Source organism: Halomonas sp. (assembly GCF_034520545.1).
Lineage (GTDB): Bacteria > Pseudomonadota > Gammaproteobacteria > Pseudomonadales > Halomonadaceae > Halomonas.
This window is the reverse complement of sequence record NZ_JAXHNN010000009.1, coordinates 352246-370577: the sequence shown is the minus strand read 5'-3', so window position 1 is coordinate 370577 and position 18332 is coordinate 352246. Positions and strand designations below refer to the sequence as shown.

21 protein-coding genes and 2 pseudogenes are annotated in these 18332 nt (G+C 63.8%); 2 read left to right on the top strand and 21 right to left on the bottom strand.

Annotation, left to right across the window (positions count from 1 at the left end; translation table 11 throughout):
• Positions 1-14: 14 nt before the first annotated feature.
• The 4 genes and pseudogenes from U5L98_RS06760 to speB all read right to left on the bottom strand — a co-directional run bounded on the left by U5L98_RS06760 (position 15) and on the right by speB (position 4153).
• A complete protein-coding gene (locus tag U5L98_RS06760) occupies positions 15-1634 on the bottom strand; it encodes a 5-guanidino-2-oxopentanoate decarboxylase (RefSeq protein ID WP_322557560.1) in 1620 nt (539 codons plus the stop codon).
• 11 nt (positions 1635-1645) lie between these two features.
• A pseudogene (locus U5L98_RS06755) lies at positions 1646-2542 on the bottom strand (YjiH family protein); the annotation flags it as partial.
• 58 nt (positions 2543-2600) lie between these two features.
• Positions 2601-3137, bottom strand: a pseudogene (locus U5L98_RS18730) (YjiH family protein); the annotation flags it as partial.
• Positions 3138-3202: 65 nt separating this feature from the next.
• On the bottom strand, positions 3203-4153 hold the full coding sequence (speB, locus tag U5L98_RS06745) for an agmatinase (RefSeq protein ID WP_322557559.1): 951 nt from the start codon (positions 4151-4153) through the stop codon (positions 3203-3205).
• A gap of 188 nt (positions 4154-4341) precedes the next feature.
• Here speB and U5L98_RS06740 point away from each other — a divergent pair, with 188 nt between their 5' ends.
• Positions 4342-5769: a sigma-54 interaction domain-containing protein gene (locus tag U5L98_RS06740; RefSeq protein WP_322557558.1), complete on the top strand. Its 1428-nt coding sequence runs from the start codon at positions 4342-4344 to the stop codon at positions 5767-5769.
• A 429-nt stretch (positions 5770-6198) separates the two neighbouring features.
• Here the strand turns inward: U5L98_RS06740 and U5L98_RS06735 are convergent, their stop codons facing one another.
• The 17 genes from U5L98_RS06735 to U5L98_RS06655 form a co-directional block, all read right to left on the bottom strand.
• Positions 6199-6504, bottom strand: a complete 306-nt coding sequence (locus U5L98_RS06735) for an addiction module antidote protein (RefSeq protein ID WP_322557557.1) — start codon at positions 6502-6504, stop codon at positions 6199-6201.
• Positions 6501-6833, bottom strand: coding sequence for a type II toxin-antitoxin system RelE/ParE family toxin (locus tag U5L98_RS06730; RefSeq protein ID WP_322557556.1), 333 nt, complete (start codon positions 6831-6833; stop codon positions 6501-6503). Before U5L98_RS06730 ends, U5L98_RS06735 begins: the two co-directional genes overlap by 4 nt.
• A gap of 74 nt (positions 6834-6907) precedes the next feature.
• Positions 6908-7108: a hypothetical protein gene (locus U5L98_RS06725; RefSeq protein WP_322557555.1), complete on the bottom strand. Its 201-nt coding sequence runs from the start codon at positions 7106-7108 to the stop codon at positions 6908-6910.
• A gap of 122 nt (positions 7109-7230) precedes the next feature.
• Positions 7231-7572: an HGGxSTG domain-containing protein gene (locus tag U5L98_RS06720; protein ID WP_322557554.1), complete on the bottom strand. Its 342-nt coding sequence runs from the start codon at positions 7570-7572 to the stop codon at positions 7231-7233.
• Between the two features lie 278 nt (positions 7573-7850).
• Positions 7851-8036, bottom strand: a complete 186-nt coding sequence (locus U5L98_RS06715) for a hypothetical protein (RefSeq protein WP_322557553.1) — start codon at positions 8034-8036, stop codon at positions 7851-7853.
• 69 nt (positions 8037-8105) lie between these two features.
• Positions 8106-8759 carry a DUF2569 family protein gene (locus U5L98_RS06710; protein WP_322557552.1) on the bottom strand — a complete coding sequence of 218 codons (654 nt, stop codon included), beginning with the start codon at positions 8757-8759 and terminating at the stop codon, positions 8106-8108.
• A 288-nt stretch (positions 8760-9047) separates the two neighbouring features.
• Positions 9048-9521, bottom strand: a complete 474-nt coding sequence (locus tag U5L98_RS06705; RefSeq protein WP_322557551.1) for a hypothetical protein — start codon at positions 9519-9521, stop codon at positions 9048-9050.
• A 16-nt stretch (positions 9522-9537) separates the two neighbouring features.
• Complete coding sequence (locus U5L98_RS06700; RefSeq protein ID WP_322557550.1) at positions 9538-9822, bottom strand: hypothetical protein; 285 nt, start codon at positions 9820-9822, stop codon at positions 9538-9540.
• Complete coding sequence (locus U5L98_RS06695; protein WP_322557549.1) at positions 9815-10564, bottom strand: hypothetical protein; 750 nt, start codon at positions 10562-10564, stop codon at positions 9815-9817. The genes U5L98_RS06700 and U5L98_RS06695 overlap by 8 nt, the downstream gene beginning before the upstream one ends.
• A 185-nt stretch (positions 10565-10749) precedes the next feature.
• A complete protein-coding gene (locus tag U5L98_RS06690; protein WP_322557548.1) occupies positions 10750-12258 on the bottom strand; it encodes a YfjI family protein in 1509 nt (502 codons plus the stop codon).
• Positions 12255-13211 (bottom strand): toprim domain-containing protein, encoded by a 957-nt coding sequence (locus U5L98_RS06685; protein WP_322557547.1) that lies wholly within the window; start codon positions 13209-13211, stop codon positions 12255-12257. Before U5L98_RS06685 ends, U5L98_RS06690 begins: the two co-directional genes overlap by 4 nt.
• A gap of 97 nt (positions 13212-13308) precedes the next feature.
• Positions 13309-13539: a hypothetical protein gene (locus tag U5L98_RS06680; protein WP_322557546.1), complete on the bottom strand. Its 231-nt coding sequence runs from the start codon at positions 13537-13539 to the stop codon at positions 13309-13311.
• Positions 13529-13735, bottom strand: a complete 207-nt coding sequence (locus tag U5L98_RS06675; RefSeq protein ID WP_322557545.1) for a hypothetical protein — start codon at positions 13733-13735, stop codon at positions 13529-13531. Before U5L98_RS06675 ends, U5L98_RS06680 begins: the two co-directional genes overlap by 11 nt.
• On the bottom strand, positions 13732-14133 hold the full coding sequence (locus U5L98_RS06670; protein ID WP_322557544.1) for a hypothetical protein: 402 nt from the start codon (positions 14131-14133) through the stop codon (positions 13732-13734). Before U5L98_RS06670 ends, U5L98_RS06675 begins: the two co-directional genes overlap by 4 nt.
• Before the next feature lie 275 nt (positions 14134-14408).
• On the bottom strand, positions 14409-14603 hold the full coding sequence (locus tag U5L98_RS06665; RefSeq protein ID WP_322557543.1) for a helix-turn-helix transcriptional regulator: 195 nt from the start codon (positions 14601-14603) through the stop codon (positions 14409-14411).
• Between the two features lie 79 nt (positions 14604-14682).
• On the bottom strand, positions 14683-15330 hold the full coding sequence (locus U5L98_RS06660; protein WP_322557542.1) for a hypothetical protein: 648 nt from the start codon (positions 15328-15330) through the stop codon (positions 14683-14685).
• Positions 15331-15438: 108 nt separating this feature from the next.
• Positions 15439-16692, bottom strand: a complete 1254-nt coding sequence (locus U5L98_RS06655) for a tyrosine-type recombinase/integrase (protein WP_322557541.1) — start codon at positions 16690-16692, stop codon at positions 15439-15441.
• 348 nt (positions 16693-17040) lie between these two features.
• Between U5L98_RS06655 and U5L98_RS06650 the strand changes: the two genes are divergently transcribed.
• On the top strand, positions 17041-18291 hold the full coding sequence (locus U5L98_RS06650; RefSeq protein ID WP_322557540.1) for a tyrosine-type recombinase/integrase: 1251 nt from the start codon (positions 17041-17043) through the stop codon (positions 18289-18291).
• The last annotated feature ends 41 nt before the right edge of the window (positions 18292-18332 follow it).

Below are 18332 nucleotides of genomic sequence, written 5' to 3'. Positions count from 1 at the left end.
GGGTCAGTGGGAGGCTATTCCTGCACCGCGGCATTCCAGGCGGCCGCGTCGACCTCGATCAGCACTGGCCCCTGCCGCGGGCGCTCGCGGATCGCCGCGGCCAGGGCCTGCGGGTCGCCAACGCGGCGAGCGACACAGCCGAATCCGGCGGCCAGCATCTGGAAGTCCGGCGCCTGGATATCCACCCCCAGTCGCGGAACATCCGCGCCATCCATGAAGCGGCGGATCTCTTCATAGCCGTGGTTGTGCCACAGCAGAACCACCACCGGCAGGCCCTCCTCCACCGCGCAGGCCAGCTCGGTCAGCGTGAACATGATGCCGCCGTCACCCACCAGCACCACGACCGGCAACTCGGGCTGCCCCAGGCTGGCGCCCATGGCGGCGGGCAGGCCGTAGCCGAGCGTGCCGTAGCCGGTGGAGGCGTTGAAGAAGCGCCGCGGCGCCGGCTGGGCCACCAGGTGGTTGGCGGCATAGGTGGTGGCACAGGAATCACCGACCAGGATCGCCTCCGGCAGGGTGTCACGCAGGGTATCGAACAGCGGCACATAGGGCGCTAAGGCCGGGTCCTGGGCCAACCCCAGTGCCTCCCGGGTCGCCCGGGCCCGTTCCACGCCGTCTCGCTGGAGGGACGTCTTGGCAAAACGCCTGGCCAGGGCCTTGAGGGTGAGCCCGGCATCCGCCACCAGCGCCAGGTCCGCCGCGTGGTTTCTGGCCAGCTGCTCGGGGTCGATGTCCACGCGGATCAGCCGCCCGGTCAGGCTAAAGCCGTCATCGAAGACGACGTCGTAATCGGTCTCGCCCAGCTCGGTGCCGATGGCCAGCACCACGTCGGCCTCCCTGGCCAGTTCGCGCACGGCGGGCAGGGAGGCATTGGCGCCCAGGTCCAGGGGATGGTCTAGACCCAGTAGCCCCTTGGCATTGATCGTGGTGACCGTCGGGGCGTCCAAGGCCAACACCAGCGCCCTCGTCGCCTCCGGCGCCTTGACGCAGCCGCCGCCCAGCAGCACCAGGGGAAGCCTCGCCTTCTCCAGCCAGTCAGCGACCCTCTCTAGGGCGTCGGGGTCCGGCGCCGCACCGGCCAGTGACGGACGTCGCCAGCTGGTCGGTTCCTCGACCGGGGCATCGAAGAGGTCGATGGGGATCTCGATATGCACCGGCCCCGGCCGTCCCCCTTCGAACACCGCAAAGGCCCTGGCCAGCACCTCGGGCAGCGCCTGGGGTTCCAGCAGGGTATGGCTGAACCGCGAGAGGCCCGCCATCAGCTGCTGCTGGCTCGGCAGTTCATGCAACCGACCCTGACCGCGTCCCAGGGTGTCGCGGCGATTGACGCTGGAGATCACCAGCATCGGCACGGAGTCGGCCAGCGCCTGGCCCATGGCCGTGGCGATATTGGTCATGCCGGGGCCGGTGATGATGAAGCACACCCCGGGCCGGCCGGTGGTGTGGGCATAGCCGTCGGCCATGAAGCCCGCGCCCTGTTCGTGGCGCGGGGTGACATGCCGGATGCCGCTGGCTTTCTCACCGCCGTCCAGCCCGCGATAGAGCTCGACGGTATGGACCCCGGGGATACCGAAGACGGTATCCACGCCGTAGGTGTCTCGCAGCAGGCGAATCAGCAGTTCTGCACAGGTCATTGGGCGGTCCCTCATCCCACCAGCCAGTGGGCCATGACGACGATGATCGGCAGGGTGATGGCGGTACGGATCAGGAAGATCGCCACCAGCTCCCACAGCTTGAGGGGAATCTTCGATTTCAGCAGCAGGGCGCCGATCTCGGACATATAGACCAGCTGGGTCAACGACAGGCAGGCGATCACGAAACGCGTCAGCTCGCTCTCGATGTTGCTGCCCAAGACCGCGGGCAGGAACATGTCGGCGAAGCCCACCAGGGTGGCAGGTGCCGCGGCCTCGGCTTCCGGCAGGCCCATCCACTCCAGCACCGGTACCATCGGCATCGACAGCCAGGTGAACAGCGGCGTGAACTCGGCCAGGATCAGCGCCACGGTGCCGATGGCGATGACCAGCGGCAGCAGGCCGAAGAAGATATCGGCGACATTGAACAGCGCAATGCGCACAAGCTGCCGCGGGCCGGGCGCCTTCTCCGCCCGAGCCACGGCTATCCCAAGGCTGAAGCGCAGCAGGCCTTGATCACCCGTTGGCTCCTCCCGGAGCTGACAGCCCACGGGCTCGTAGTAGGTATTGGGTTTAAGCGAGAGCGGCGGAATGCGGGGGACGATCACCGCCGCCACCAGCCCGGCCACCACCACCGTCAGGTAGAAGGGCACGAAGAGGTGATTGATGCCGATGAAGCTGGTCACCAGGATCGCGAAGGCGATGGAGACGATGGAGAAGTTGGTGGCGATGGCCGCCGCCTCGCGGCAGTTGTAGAAGCCCTTCTCGTACTGCTGGGTGGTGATCAGGACGCCGACGGTGCCGGAGCCCATCCAAGAGGCGGTGGCATCGATGGCGCTGCGGCCGGGCAGGCCGAAGATCCAGCGGAAGGGGGTGCGCAGCAGGCTGCCGATGAACTCCATGAAGCCGAAGTCGACCAGGAACGGCAGCAGGATCGATGGCGCTGCGGCCGGGCAGGCCGAAGATCCAGCGGAAGGGGGTGCGCAGCAGGCTGCCGATGAACTCCATGAAGCCGAAGTCGACCAGGAACGGCAGCAGGATGGCGGCAAAGAAGAAGAAGGTCAGCAGCACCGGCGCCAGGTCGTTGAGCATCACGCCACCGGTGAAGGCGGCAGTGACAAATTCCGGCCCGACCTGGAAGTAGGTCATCAGCGCGAACAGCGCCCCGAGCCCGCGCATCACCGTCCACAGCGGGGCCACGTCGAACAGCTCCCCCAGCGCACTGCCCTGCGCCCAGGAGGGCCTGGCGGCCTTCACGTAGATGGTCAGCACAAACGACAGGCAGAGGACCAGGGTGGCGATGGCGGGCAGTGCCTCACCCAGCAGGGCCTTGAGACCATCGGCGGCGAAGCCCATGCCGATGTTGATGGTATCGTCTACCGAGAAGGGCACCAGGAACAGCAGCACGCCGATCAGCGATGGCACGAGGAACTTGAACAGGCCGTGCCGCGAGAGAGGCGCGCCCTCGAGGGCAATGTTGTCGGCGCTATCGAGAGAGGATGACATGGAGGACCTCAGCTTGTGTTGTCATTGTCTGAATCTATGGCTGGCCCGTATGTAGGCCAGAGGCTTCAATCGCGACGCTTCACGCCCGGCAGCACGCAGAGCATTTCATAGAGCAACGAGGCGCCCACCAGGGCGGTATTGCCGCTGGTATCGTAGGGGGGTGAGACCTCGACCAGGTCGCCTCCCACCACGTTCAGGCCCCAGGCACCGCGGACGATCTCCAAGGCCTGCTGGGCGGTCAGGCCACCCATCTCGACGGTACCGGTGCCCGGTGCGATGGAGGGGTCGAGCCCATCGATATCGAAGGTGATGTAGACCGGCGTATCGCCCATCTGCTCGCGCACCTCGGCCATCAGCGGCTCGAGCGACTTGTACCAGCACGCTTCGGCGGTCACCACGCGAAAGCCCTGCTCACGGCACCAGTCGAAATCTTCCGCGGCGTAGCCGGTGCCACGCAGGCCGATCTGCACCACCTTGTTCTTGGCCAGCAGCCCCTCCTCCTGGGCACGGCGGAAGGGAGTGCCATGAGCGATGGGTTCGCCGAACATGTGGTCGTTGATGTCGGCATGGGCATCGATCTGGATCAGCCCCACCGGGCCGTGCTTCTTGGCCATGGCGCGCAGGATCGGCAAGGCGATGACGTGGTCACCGCCCAGGGTCAGCGGTTTGCAGTCATGACGCAGCACCTCATCGTAGAAACCGGTGATGATGTCCACCGTCTTGAGCAGGTTGAAGGTATTGATCGGCACATCGCCGATGTCCGCCACCTGGAGGCTGTCGTAGGGTGCGGCGCGGGTGGCCATGTTATAGGGACGCAGCATGCGCGACTCATCGCGGATCTGGCGCGGCCCGAGGCGGGTACCCGGCCGGTTGGAGGTGGCGATATCCAGGGGGATACCGATGAAGGCGGCATCCAGCCCTTCGGCCGTTGTCTGGGTCGGCAGGCGCATCATGGTCGCGGGCCCACCGAAGCGCGGCATCTCGTTGCCACCCAGGGGCTGGTTAAAATCACTCATGTGAACGTCCTTCGGTCTTGTGGTCAGTGATGAAAACGCCAAGCGCTCTACCTACTGAAATGCATAAACCATGCCACCCGGGTTCATGGGGCCTGTTGCGGGCCATTGATTCATAACTGGATCGCTCACGGCCCAAAAATGATGCAATAATGAATCATTGATGCATTAATGAATCACAGGCCGCCCAGATGAGTACCATCGACAGCCTTATCGTCAGGACCATCGTCGACACCGCCCATGACCACTTCTTCGTGGTCGATGCCGACGGCAAGGTGCGCTATGTGAGCCCCAGTGCCGCCGCGGTCTACGGCATCTCCTGCGAGGCGCTCCGTGCCAGCAGCGTGCAACGCCTCGAGGCCGAGGGCGTGCTGAAGCCGTCGATCAGCATGGAAGTGATGCGCACCGGCCAACCGGCGCAACTCGTTCAGCGCACCACCACCGGCCGCCGGGTGATCGCCCAGGCGCACCCGGTCTTCGAGGAAGGCAAGCTGGTTGCCGTGGTCAGCCGCTCCATGGACCTCACCGACCTTCAGCTGCTGCAGCAGGAATACACGCTCCTCCAGAAGCGCTTCAGCGATCACCTGAAGCGCAACCAGGCACTTGAGCAGGAAGACGCGGCACTGGAGAGCGAGCTCGACGAGCTGGAGGTGAAGAGCCCACTGATGCGGGAGGTGGCCCTGCTGCTCCGCCGGGTGGCCCCCACGGATGCGACCGTGATGATGCTCGGCGAGTCCGGCGTCGGCAAGACGGCCTTCGCCCGCCAGCTGCATCGCTGGAGCTCGCGCCGCGATGGCCCCTTCGTCGACGTCAACTGTGCCGCCATCCCGGAGAGCCTGTTCGAGGCGGAGATGTTCGGCTATCGCGCCGGGGCCTTCAGCGGCGCCGCGCCAGGCGGGCGCATCGGGCTGATCGAGCAGGCCGCCGGCGGCACGCTCTTTCTCGACGAGATCGGCGAACTGCCCCTAGGGGTGCAGACGAAGCTGCTGAAGGCCATCCAGGATGGGCGCATCTCTCGGCTGGGCGACAACCAGTCCCGCCGCGTCGACTTCCGCCTGGTGGTTGCCACCAACCAGGACCTCGGCCGGCGCGTTGAAGACGGCGCCTTCCGCCTGGACCTCTACTACCGGCTGAACGTCATCCCAGTCACCCTGCCCCCGCTGCGCGAACGCCGCGAGGACATCCCCGGCCTGGTGGAACGTCAGCTCCAGCGTCTGAACCGCCGCTACGGGCAGGACAAACTGCTCGCCCGGGACAACTGGAAGACCCTAATGAGTCGGGACTGGCCGGGCAATGTGCGGGAGCTGGAAAACTGGCTGGAGCGTGCCTGGCTATCCAGCGACGACGTCATCCATGCTGGGGAGTTAGCCCCGCCCGGACCGGACGCCGCGGAAGAGATCCGCGAGAGCCTGGACGAAGGCCAGCAGGCAGTGGCTACGCCTCCCGAGCTGCTCGAGGAGGAGGGCCTGAAGGACGCCCTGGCCCGCACCGAGCGGGCCATTCTCGCAGAACTCTGCGCGACGCTCTCCTCAACTTATGCCATCGCCGAACGGCTCGGCATCAGCCAGCCCAGCGTGGTTCGCAAGCTCAAGCACCATAGCCTATGTATTACGCGGTAAAGTGTAGAGTCCCGGAAGATCAGTTGCCCTGCCTGTGTCAGCTAATGGACAGCCAAGATGGCAATTGGGTATAAGGCCGAGAGGAAGAGGAGTCAAGGCATGCGCAGGGAGACTTGTGCAACGGAATCCTGAATGCGCCAAGGGAAGCCAAGTGCAAAGTATGGGCTCGGTACAGTTAGAAAAGAAAAAAGCCGCTGAAATCAGCGGCTTTTTCGATATTCGTGGCGGAGGGGGAGTCCGCCTCTGGTAGTTTTGAATCAATCGCTTATATGACAACTTTCCGCATACCCCACAACCTGCCCCACGAAAAGAAAGGCGCTAGGATGATGCTGGATAATGCCCTATAAGCTGGGTTTGGCGACAGTCGCCGGCCACTTCTCCAGGACTCCAAAGTGGCGTGCTCTTCCAGGTGCGGGCATCGGACAGATGTCAGGATGCCTGTCGCGTCAGGTCATGGAAGTGGATGCCGGTCGCCTTGATGACGGCGGTCATCGTTCGCAGGGTGGGGTTGCCCTTGGGCGACAGCGCCCGATACAGGCTCTCGCGTGAGACCTTGGCGCGTTCGGCCACAGCCGCCATACCGCCCTGGGCTTCCACCACATGACGCAGCGCCAGCAAGAAGGCGGATTCGCCGCCCTCCTCGTCCAGCTCGTCGAAGGCGGTGCGCAGGTAATCGAGCGCCATGTCAGGGTCATCGCGCAGCATCTCGATAACAGCGGTGTCGTGGCTTTTCATGTCCGTGCTCTCCTTCGGTGGTCCGCCAGAAACGCCTTGGCCTGCTCGATGTCGGCCTGCTGTCGCTTCTTGGTGCCCCCGATCAATAACATCACCAGGCGTCTGCCCACCTTGGCGTAATACACGCGGTAGCCTGGGCCATAGTCGATTCTCAGCTCCAGCACTCCATCGCCAACGGCCTTGGTGTCGCCGGCATTGCCAGCAGCCAAGCGGTTGAGGCGAGTCAGCACCCGCATGGCGGCCTGACGATCTTTGCCCTTGGTGGTATCCAGCCAGGCTTGGAACGGGTCATGGCCATCGGCGGTTAGGTAGTGCGTCAGCTCCATCATCGGGACTATTGTAGCCTAAAAGCTACAGGAAGGAATGAGGCATCAGCCGGTGCGAATCCCTGTTTTTCCCTACTTCAGCCATGGCCAGGACCAGCGCCCTCCTCGTCGTCGGGGGACTGGCGGTCGTCGTCCAGGTGGCGCAACTCCGGGTCGATAGCCAACTGGCGCTTCATCCATTGGCCCGAAGCCTTCATCTCAGCCCGCAGCGTCTCCCGCTCCTCGGGCGTCAACCGATAGACCGGGGGTGACCGTTCGGGCCTGTCGTCGTCACTCATGGGCCAGCTCCTCGGTGCCATCATTTGCCAGCCAGTCGCGCCAATTCGGTGCTAGGTTTCGTGAGGTCATCATGGGGTTTGAACCTTGAGTTTTCTGACCCTCTCATGGGGTATGGCCCAGGCTACCGATACCGGACCCGTTCGGTGATGTCGCCTACCGGGATGCCCTGACGGCGCAGGATCGCCAGGAACTCGGGGTTCTCCATCGGATCATAGGGCGCTTCCACCTTCGGCGGCTCCGGTCGCTTCGCCCTCGGTCCTGACTTCGGTCCAGTGCTTGCCCCGCCATGAAGGCGGCAGCGGCCCGACGCATACAGGTCGCGGCGCTTGCAGGGCGTTCCGGCCCTCGTCTTGGCGCCACAGCGCAGGTCGCGGCACTCCTCGGGGAAGGGCAGGCGTTCGCCCCTGTCCACGGCTCGGGACCATGCCCGGTATCGGCGGCGCAGCTCGGCTTGATCGTCCATCGTGATCCTCCTAGGTCATCGCGTGCGTACTGGTCCGAAAGCTCCGGGGGCCTTCAAGTACGAGCCCGAGAATTCGGACACGACCCTCGTACCATCCCCGGTGGTGCGCACTTAGAATTGCGTACCTGAACTGCGCACCATTCGTCTTGACCGTCTGGTTCGTATGGTTTCGTTCGTAAGGGGACAGGTTCGCAGCTTGGGACGCGAACCAACGGTGCGAACCTGTGCGCAACCAGGGTGCGTGAAAGGTTTGCGTGAAATGGTGCGTGAACTGCCGACTACCGCGTCCACCCTGTCCACCAGCGGCGCAGCAGCAACCAGCGGCAGCGCCAGCGACGTACGACTCGAACGGGCCAATCGTCGGGCAGCACCACGATATGCCGGGGCGGCGGTATGGCGACCATGTAGCGGTCGCCGTTCTCGAAACGCAGGCAGCGGCTTGTGATCGTGTGGCGTCTCGGCATGGCAGGCTCCTGGCGTTATGAATCGTTATCAGCATCGCGCCCTTGGGCCAGGACTGCGAGGGCCTGGGGTCATTGGCTGGCGCCCTGGGGCTCAGCCTGGGGCTGCAAGTAGGTGTTTCGCACTCTGCGAGAGTGATTGAGGTATGAGGTCCAAATCAGCGAGAACAACGAGCTGCCAATGATTGAGGCGATCAAAGGGGTTCCAGTCAGCCCTATGTAGTCGTAGATCAGAATCGTTTTTATGGACACCAGGTATGGAATCAGGGCATTGACCACTACAGCCGCGACAGGGCCGATTACCCAGAGCATGGTGCACACTGCTTCCACGTCCTCTGAAGTCTTGCCGTTCAGCAGGCGTAGGCTGGCATAGATGCTCAACCCAGCGGTGCCGCCCACAGCCAGCCACATCCACAACAAATACTGCTCCCAGCCTGACTCGCCGACCAGCGAGGGATAAAGGTGCTTCAGGATGGCGAGGTGACTCAGAAATGACCCTATACCTATCAAGGGCACCACGATCATCAGCACACCAACCAGCACCAGTAGCCAACCTCTCACTCCAGAGGGCTGGGCAGCCTGGCGCTGGCCTCTCTCAATGCCTGGCGCCTCACCCTGAAGCGGGGCCTCCTCGGGTGCGCCATCCTGGGGAAGCCGACTGCCACAGGCATGGCAGAACTTCGCATCCGTGGTTGCCATGGCTTTCCCACATTGCGGACAGAACATGCTCAACTCCTCACTCCTTGGATTGCGTCGTGCTTGATCAGCGTAGCAGGTTGCTCCACTGGCCTTGGCAGTCCTGCCCACCAGTGCACACTCGCCGTGCAGTCTCGAATGGTTGTTGCGTTCCGTTGTTCTGAACCATTGCCTTCGTTGCCCCGTTGCGTGCCGGGTCGATCACAAAGGCCAGGTGTGGCGCGGTCTCCAGGGCGGTTGCTGCTCGATGCTTGCACGGCCAGATACAGGTCGGCCCCAGCGTTTGCCGGGGCCGGTGAGTCTGAGGTTTTGTGAGGGTCAGTGCAGCGGGTGGATCGTCGTGCTCAGCCTGTCTTTCAGACCCATGGCCTCGGCACGCGCCAGCAGTTCGTCCTCGGTCACGTCCAGGGCGGCGGCAATGTCGGTCAGGCGGTAAACCGCTTCGCCCTTGTCGTTGACCCCGGAAGGCGTCAGCCCCGGCATGAACTCAACCATGCCCTCGCGCAACGTCTCCAGAAGCGGGCCGCGCAGGAACATCGGGTGATCCTCGTCATAGGCGCGGTGAATCATCGCCTCGGCGTCGTCCGGCGCCACGTCATCGAAGAAACGGCGATGAGCCATACGCTCGACGTTCTCCAGCAGGGCGGCGATGTGAGGCGCCAGCGGCTTCTCCAGGCGCTCCGGTGGCATGGCCAGGCGATGGGCGGCCCATGCCTGCCCTGGGCTCAGGTGGGCGATGCCGGTGCCTTCCTGGGCGGCCTGGGCCAGTGTGTCACGGGTGATCGTCGTCATGGTGATGTCCTCCAGGTCAGGCTGCCGATGGTGGGGTTGGGGTGTTGTCCTGCATCGCGGCGACCATGCCGGCCAGGTGACGCAGCCGGACCCGCACGAACCCGGCCAGGGCGCCATGGGGCAGTCCGCTGTCGATGCGCTCCAGGGCGTCGGCCACGAAGTCCAGGGTGTGATGGCTGGGGTTGCCGTGCTCCAGGGCAGACAGCGCCAGTTCGGCCTCGTCCACGACCGTCTGGGCGGCACGCATCGAGCGCAGGCTGGCCAGTAGGCGGCTCGCCTCCAGAATGGCGTCATCAAGCATCAGTCAGCACCTCCACGTCAGCGCCAGGCCAACGAGCGCGGGCAGATGCCAGTGCCTCCTCCTGGGTCATCGGGCGCCCAGCAATCGCCAGTCGCTTGCCGTCCACTCGAAGCGTCCAGCTCATGCGCACACCAGCCGGCAGCGGCTCCGGTGCGCCGTTCTGCTGCTGGCGCGGGCAATGGGTGGCCTTGGTCAGCGTTGTCGCCCTGGGTGTCACCAGCGATGCGTTGGCGGCCCTCCTCCCAGCGTTCTCCTGGCGTCGTACCTCGGTCTCGGCAGCGGCAGCCTTCGCCCATGCCTGGACATACCAGCGGCAGGTGGTGGCCAGCTTTGCCGGCGACAGCCACTTGAGGTGGTCGGCCAGGTGGCGGCGGTCGTCGGCATTGATCGAGCAGCGGGCCTCGATCCAGGTCAGCCAGTCATCCAGCGTTGCCGGTGGTGGATCGCCCACCCTGCCCCGGATCGCCTGGGCAGCCTGCTCTCGGGCCTGCATGATGCCCTGGGCGCTCTCGAAGGCGTTGTCGATCTCGGCGGCCAGGGTGGCGCGGGTACCTCGGTCTAGCGGTCCCATGGCGCGGCGCATCAGGTTCTCCAGGTCGGCGCCAAGGTCTCGGCCTACCTCCCGCGTCAGCACCTCGATAATGCGCTCGACCTCCTGCAAGGGAGCAGGCGCCCCCTTCGGCTCGTCAGGCTCAGGCGTCACAACTGAAGCCAGCGGGCTGTCATCGACCACGGTCGGCATTGGAGCCGTTGACACTTCCTCCAGGTGCCGGGACGTATTGGTCAGCTTGGCCAGCCAGCGGTTGCTCGATGCGTTTTTTTCCTCAAAAGCGCCGGTCGGGGCACTGACAGAACTGACAGAACCCCCTTTTGTCAGCTTTGTCAGTTCGTCACCTGGCGCATTTCCCAGTTTTTCCAGCCAGCGGTTCATGACTCCCCCTCCTTCGGCGCAAGGCTCGGATGCCAGTAGAAAATGGTCTTGGTGCGTCCGGTCTCGGCAGGCACCTCGAAGCGGCGCAGGTGGTGATGGTCTTCCAGCACCTCGATGGCTTCGCGCACCTCCTCCACATTGGCCAGGCCAGACCACTGCTTGCGACGCACGTCGCGCACAGTGAACGGCTGGGGCAGCTTGGCGCGGCGCTGGTGGATCAGGTGGGCGCCTGCCACCTGGCTGCCGGTGACGGCGCTGTACAGTCGCTCCGTGTGGCTGCGCAGGAAGTCCGCCCAAGCCAGGGCACGGCAGGTGGAGGCATAGCCGACTTCCCCCTGCTCGCCGTCCACCAGCGCGAACAGCAGCGCCAAGGCGCAGACGGTCTTGGGCGTCTTCAGCAGGTGGGACTCCAGGGCAGGCGGCAACTCCTCGCTCCTGGCCTCGGTTTGCAGCTCCTCCATCCAGGTAATGAATGCGGCCTGGGCTTGGTCGCTGAATCGCCAGGTGGGCGGCTCGCCGTCCTCGGTCTCGAAGGTCATGGCGTGGAGCGCATAGAACGCCTGACGGTACTGGTCCTTGGCCTGGGCCGATGGCGCCTGGTCCACCCACTGCCAGTGCTTGGGCTGGTCGGGCCATACCGCCAGTTGGAACCGCTGGATCAGGCCGTCGTCGTCGGTACCCTTGGCCACGCCTCGCACCAGCGGGGCAATCTTCGCCGGCTGGATGCCACCGATGATGGAAAGTGTGCAGTTCTCGATGGCAATGGTGCCGCGCCCGATGCGGTCGTAGGTGTAGCGGCCATCGCCGTTGAAACACTCCAGATAGAACGCTCGTTCGCTGGCGTGCTCCTCCTGCTGCATCTTGGCCAGCCATCCGGCCAGTTCGTCGCGTACCAACGTCAGGCCATTGGGGTTCTCGTTGAGCCGTTCGCCCAGCGCCTCGACGCTGGCGTCATTCACGGTCAGGCGCGGCGGTGACTCGGAGGGATCCTCCAGGCTCGTAACCTTGGCCAGCTCAGCGCGGGCGCCGTCACGGTCGCCCTCTCCGGCCTTCTTCTTCGCCCGATGCTTGGCGGCCTGGCGCTCCATCTCAACAATTTCGGCATCATCTTCGTGCTGTGCCCGTGCGGCCTCGTGCGCCTCGCGCAACTCCTTCTCGATGGCGTCCAGGGGGAAGCGCATCGCCTTGAGGGTGGGCGATTTCATCGAAGAGGGTCCGCCGATGAGTGCGCCCCATAGATTGGGGGTGACGGTCCAATCGTCGTACCGCTTCGGGCGCATCAGCACCTTTCGGCCCACCACGCCGGCCAGGCCGATCAGGGCCACCACGGCGCAATACTCCGGGGCCGACTGCTGGCGCTGGGCCACGTCCATGACATAGGCGCGGATCGCCTCGGGAAGCATCGCGGGGTTGAATGGTTCCACGGGTGGCAGACTTGTAGGCAGCGCCCTGGGCGGCTCCATCGGCTCAGCGGTGTCGTGCAGTTGTGTCAGAAGGGAAGTCATGCAGCAGTCTCCTTGCGGCCTTCACAGGCGGCGAGGTCGTTGAAGTCGGAGCAGGCGCAGTCTTCGCAGGGGAAGCGCGGCCAGGTGATGTCGGCGCCGATGATCTCGGCAGCGTGGCGGCCATAGGTCAGGCCGGGATTACCAGGGGTTCGCCGGTCGTTGTCGGCGGCGATGGTGATGGCGATATGGGCAGCCAGGTTGCGGCGCAGGGTGCGGGCCACGGGCTCCAGGTTGTTTGCGGCCATGGTCGCCACGACCGGGCAGCCGCTCGCCTCGTGGATCTTTGCCGCCGTTGCCCACCCCTCGGTGACGTAGACGTGTCCAGCGCCAGCCAGACGGCCCACCAGCGATGCAGCGCCCTTGATCCTGCCCCGAGTGAGGAACCGCTTTGTGCCGTCCGCATGGATGCGCTGGAGGCTCACCAGCTCCTTCTCGGCGTACAGCGGCACCAGGAGCGTGCCGTCCCGCTGGCGCAGGTTGTGGGGCTGCACACCCTTCGCAGTGAGGTAGGGGTGGAGATGGTCAGCCGGTGCGGCAGCGGCCCACGTCTGGCGGGCCTGCTGGGCGGCCTGGGCCTGTTCTTGCTGGCGCCTGACCTCTCGTCCACGTCGCGCTTTCGCGGCAGCCTGACGGGCCTGCTCGGCAGCGATGGGGTCATGCTCGCCGGCCACGGTGACGGTCTGCTGCTCCCCGGTGTGCCAGAAGCCGAATACCGCCACCTCCAAGGTGGGGCAGACGTACCAGCCGGCCAAGTTGCCCCGGCGCTTATCCGGGGCGTCGAAGCGATGAACGTCGCCATCGGTGCGGATCGCCAGGCCGGTAATGCCACGAGAGGCTAGGGCATCAGCCAGTGCGGCCTCGATGGTGGTATGCTTGTCTTGCGCTGGGTGTGGCGCGTCGTATCGGGTCCGGTTCCCCATTGGGGGCCGGGCCTTTCGCGTTTCGGTCTGCATGAATACCTCCTGTCATCAGCGACGGTGGTGGGGTTGGCGCTTCGGTCGGATCGCCCCGGCCAGCCAGCGCCAGCAAGCGGCCAGGGTGTGGGCTACCTCAAACATGCGGCTGCCCTCCTTCCAGCACGGCCAGTCGGCGCTCCAGCAGGCGACGAACCAAGGATTGAACCTCGGCGCTCTCGTCATCTGTCAGGCGCAGATAGCCGTAGTTGGTGTCCAGCACGGTGCCGATGCTGTTGGCCTGCTTCTCGATGGCGTAGCGGGTTTCCTCGACGGCCTCCTCGATGGTGCCGGCGCCCAGCGCGGTGAGGATCGTTTCACCCTTCATGGTCCACCTCCTGCCCGCTGTTGAGGGCGCGAATGTGGCGCAGGTGGCTGGCCAGGTTCTCCATCAGGCAGACCATGACGGTATCCGTCATCGGGTCGCGTCCCTCGTCGGAGAAGTGAGATTGCAGCAGTTCAGCCAGTGCCCACGCCTGGCGGGTATGGGCGTCGATGCGGTCCTGGGTCTCGATGGAAGTCATGCCTGCACCTCCCGGCCACGCTCGGCTCCGTCAAGGAGGGCGACCACAGTGGCGAGGCCACGGCTCAGGTCTGCATCAGCAACGGTCAGGGGGGAGTCAGGATTGAAGGTCAGGTCGAACTTGCCAGGCACGATGATCTCGACAAGGCAGGCGTCGGCCCTGCCGGTGTGTTCGATGGCCTGCTGCCAGGTCTCGGCGCGAACCTCCAGGCGCTCGCCTGTTCGAGCCAGGTAGATCGTGAAGGCGGGCATGGCCTGGGCTTCCAGGCGGCGGGACTTGCTCATGTGGTGATTGAAGCGCTTGAGCCGGACAGCGGCGCTTGAGTCTGAGAACAACGCGGCTTTCGCCATCGCTCGATGCGCGGCGGCGCGTGCAGACGGATTGGGGGTAGGGAACATGGGTGAGACTCCTAGAGTTGAGGAGCCATCCCCGACTGTCGCCAAACAGTTGGTGGGGGTGGCTGTACGCAGGTTGGCGAACCGGCACTCTAGGAAACCGGCAGACCCGGAGGTCTCCCACGCACAGCCACCATAGTCATGAATGCCAGGCATGAAAAAAGCGCCTGCTTCATGGTGGGCGCTTGTGCGCCTAGAAGTGATCGGGTCGCCAAACCCGGCTGCTGAATTTGCAGCAGCCCCCTGAGCATAGCGAGACGGGATGATAGGGGCAAGCATCAGGCCACCTCCCGCTCGTCTTCAAACTGCTCCAGGTCGGCCAGGCGCCAGCGGGTGCAGTTGTCGCCCAGCTTCTTGGGCTTCGGGAAGTCGTCGCGGTCGCGTGCCCAGCGCCAGATAGTCGCCACCCCCACATCATAGCGGGCGGCGACCTGCTTGGCGGTCAGGAAGGTGCGGTCTTTCTCGGTGGTCATGGCGTGATACCTCACGGTATGGGTTTACACGCCAGAGGTTATGAAGATCCCCCTTGATCGTCTCCCTAGGAACTAGCGTTTAGGGATTTTCACTCATGTTCTGTTCGACTGATTTGTACTCTCGCTGCAACTTAAGCCTCTCAGTTTCAATGGTTTTTTCAGAGACATTGAAGCGCTTTGCCATATCGCTATCGAATTCGCTTTTCTTCCCTGGAGAACCGGACAAAACCCACTCGAACCATTCATCTACAAAACCCTCCAGGCTCAATGTACGGCCAGATTTGCCGCCCAGGGACTTTCGTTCGCGATCTAACCTCATCTTCATCAGGGCAGTGGATGCTTCGGCTTCGGATTTCTTACCCGGCTTCGTCAGGCGGCCATAGAGATAACCAAGTAGGAGGCCGAAATACACTTCCCGGCGACTTTCGCGCTGTTCTAGGTCAGTCTTTTCGTCAAGCATTTCCGCCATGGGAGCGGCCAGCACCAACTCTGAGTGCCTGTCCGGTTCCTCGTCGGCATCGATCTGCTCTTGCAGCCTGTCCAACTCGGCACGCATCAGCGTCAGCATGTCGTCCACACTGGTCAGCTTGCCGTCTGCCGTCAGCAGCTCCAGGTGCTCAGCCCACTGGCGTGGCAAGGGTTTAGGCATGGCGCCCTCCAGAAGCCCTTGGCGCCGCTTCAGAACGCTGTCAGGCAGGATGAAGGGTGGGCATGAATCGTCCGTCATCGCGCTACTCCTCGCGCACTCCAGGTTGGGGATGGCTGGCGGGCATGGTGGAGTAGCCATGCGTTCGGGTGATCGGCCCTAGCCAGCCAACGGGGTCGGTGGCGCCAGCTATTCGGCGGCCACCTTGTTCTCGCGGATCGGCGTCACGTTCTCGGCCTGGGCTGGCGCGGCGGCCAGGAAGTCGGCCCACTGCTGCATCAGCTTCGCCCGCTTGGCCAGCAGGTCGCCGCGACGATAGGCGGCCTCGGCGTGGTTCTTGATCGTGTGGGCCAGGGCCATCTCGGCGACGTGGTGCGGGGTGCTGGTGCGCTCGGCGGCCCAATCACGGAAGGTGGACCGAAAGCCGTGAACGGTGGCTTTCTCGTGCAGCTTCATCCGCTTGAGCACAGCGGCCAGGGTGGCGTCGGACAGCTTGCGGCCCTGGGAGTTGGGAAAGATCAGGTTGCAGCCAGCGAAACGGGGCAGCGACTCCAGCAATTCCACAGCCGGGGTGGATAGCGGAACCCGGTGTTCGCGCCCTGCTTTCATGCGCTCGCCGGGTATCGTCCATACCTTCTCGGCCAGGTCGATCTCGTCCCACGTCGCGGCGCGGGTCTCGCCGGAGCGAACAGCGGTCAGGATCGTGAAGGCCAGGCACCTCGGGGCGATGCCTTTGCGCTTCTCCAGAGCCTCCATGAAGGCGTGCATCTCATCCATGGGCATGGCGCGGTGGTGCTCTACCTTCGAGACCTTGGTCGGCGCCGGTAGCACCGCATCCAGATTGCCCTTCCAGCGGGCGGGATTCTCACCGCTGCGGTGGCCATGAACGGCAGCCCATGACAGCACCGCCTCGATGCGCTGGCGAACGCGGGTCGCGGTCTCTGTCTTGGACTGCCAGATGGGCTCAAGCACCTGCTTGACGTGCGCCAGCTCGATGTCGGCCACGCTCATGGGGCCAAGGACCGGATAGGCGTAGGTCTCCAGGGTGCTCGCCCACTGCTTGCCGTGCTTCGGGTTGCGGGCCTCGGCCTGCTTCTTGGCCACGACCGCCTCGGCGGCCTTCTCGAAGGTCATGTCCCTCAGCCGTTCGGCAAGGGCGGCGGATCGCAGGCGCTGGCGTTCGGCTACCGGGTCGATGCCCTGGGCGATACGCTCGCGGGTCTCTCGGGCCTTCTCACGGGCCAGGGCAAGGGTCACGTCTGGATACCCGCCCAAGCCAAGGTCACGGCGCTTGCCGGCGATGGTGGTGCGGAGAATCCACGACCGGGCGCCGGAGTTGGTGACTTGCAGATGCAGGCCGGCAACGCCGCCCACGGCATACAAGCCAGGGTCGGTCAGGCGCTTGACCTCGACGGGTGCTAACTCTCGGGCTTTCCTCGGCATGGCGCTTACCCCACTTTGTACCCAACATAGGATTTATGCTTGGACGATAGACGGTGAGACGCCTTGATACAAAGAAAGCAGGTAAGTTGCTGATTTTATAGGATAGGATGCGACGGCATGACACAAAAAAACCGCCGTTGATATAGGCGGTTGGCGGAGGGGGAGTCCGCCTACTTACAATACAGGCAAGTCCAGTATCATCCATTTACTCACTGTTTTAATTGTATTTTTTGACTTATTTGTCCATGGGCATCCAAAGCTGTATCGCTGATTACAGAATCAAAGTATGGGCTGGAGTATGGGCCAGCATATGGTACGCTCATCCCTCCGACAACGGAGGAAGTGGCCATGGGCAAGCTCACCACACGCGGGGTACAGAAACTGGTCAGGGAGGCCAAGCCTGGATTGACCAATGATGGTGAAGGCCTGTATCTCAAGATCGGCAAGAAAGGGGGAGCAAGCTGGATCTATCGGTTCCGACGAAATGGGAAACTTCGCGACATGGGCCTTGGCAGCAGCTCGGACGTCAGCTTGGCTGAGGCACGCTCACGGGCGGCGGATAACCGAAAGCTTGTAAAGGGAGGACTCGATCCACTGGAGGCACGAGCAGAAGACGATCACGTAGACGAGACGGCACCAACCTTCACCAGCTGTGCCGCGCGATACATCATGTCCCACCGTCGCAGTTGGAGGAACGCTAAGCATGCACGGCAGTGGGTCAGCACCCTGAAGTCTTACGCACGTCCTGTGATCGGCAGTAAGCCAGTCGATGAGGTCACCACCCAAGATGTCTTGAAGATCCTGTCGCCGATCTGGACCAGCAAGACCGAAACGGCCAAACGGGTACAGGGGCGAATCGAGAACGTCCTCGACTACGCTGCGGCTCATAACTACCGAGACCCCGTGAACCCGGGCCGCTGGCGTGGCCACCTAGATAAGCTGCTGGCCCGACCTTCCCGGGTCAAGAAGGTGACCCACCACCCGGCCATGCCATACGACGATGTCGCTGCATTTATGGGTGAGCTCCAGGGCTACACTAGCATCTCCTCCAAGGCACTGCAGTTCCTGATGCTGACAGCGACACGAACCTCGGAAGTCCTTCGCTCAGAGTGGCCAGAGATCGACCTCGACAATGAGACCTGGATAATCCCTGCCGACAGGATGAAGGCACGCCGCGAACACCGTGTCCCACTGTCACGGCAAGCAGTGGAACTACTGACAAAACTCCCAAGAGTAAAGGGCAACCCCTATGTGTTTCCCGGCGCTCGCTATGGACGTCCCCTATCCAATATGGCTATGCTCCAGTTGATGCGAGGCATGGGCTATGGCCTGGACAGCGAGCGAGGTGACTTCGTGCCCCACGGCTTCCGCTCGAGCTTTCGGGATTGGACCGGGGAAGTCACCAGCTACCCCCGCGATGTGGCCGAAATGGCGCTGGCCCACACCATCGAGAACAAGGTGGAGGCGGCCTACCGCCGTGGCGACCTGTTCGAGAAGCGGCGAGAGATGATGCAGGAGTGGGCTGACTATATACTACCCGTAGAGAAGCCGGGGCCATTTGGATTAGACTTAAATAAACTTCGCGGATCCCAACAGTGATAGAATGCTTAGCTGTTAATTTATTTCTAAATTCTTAAAAA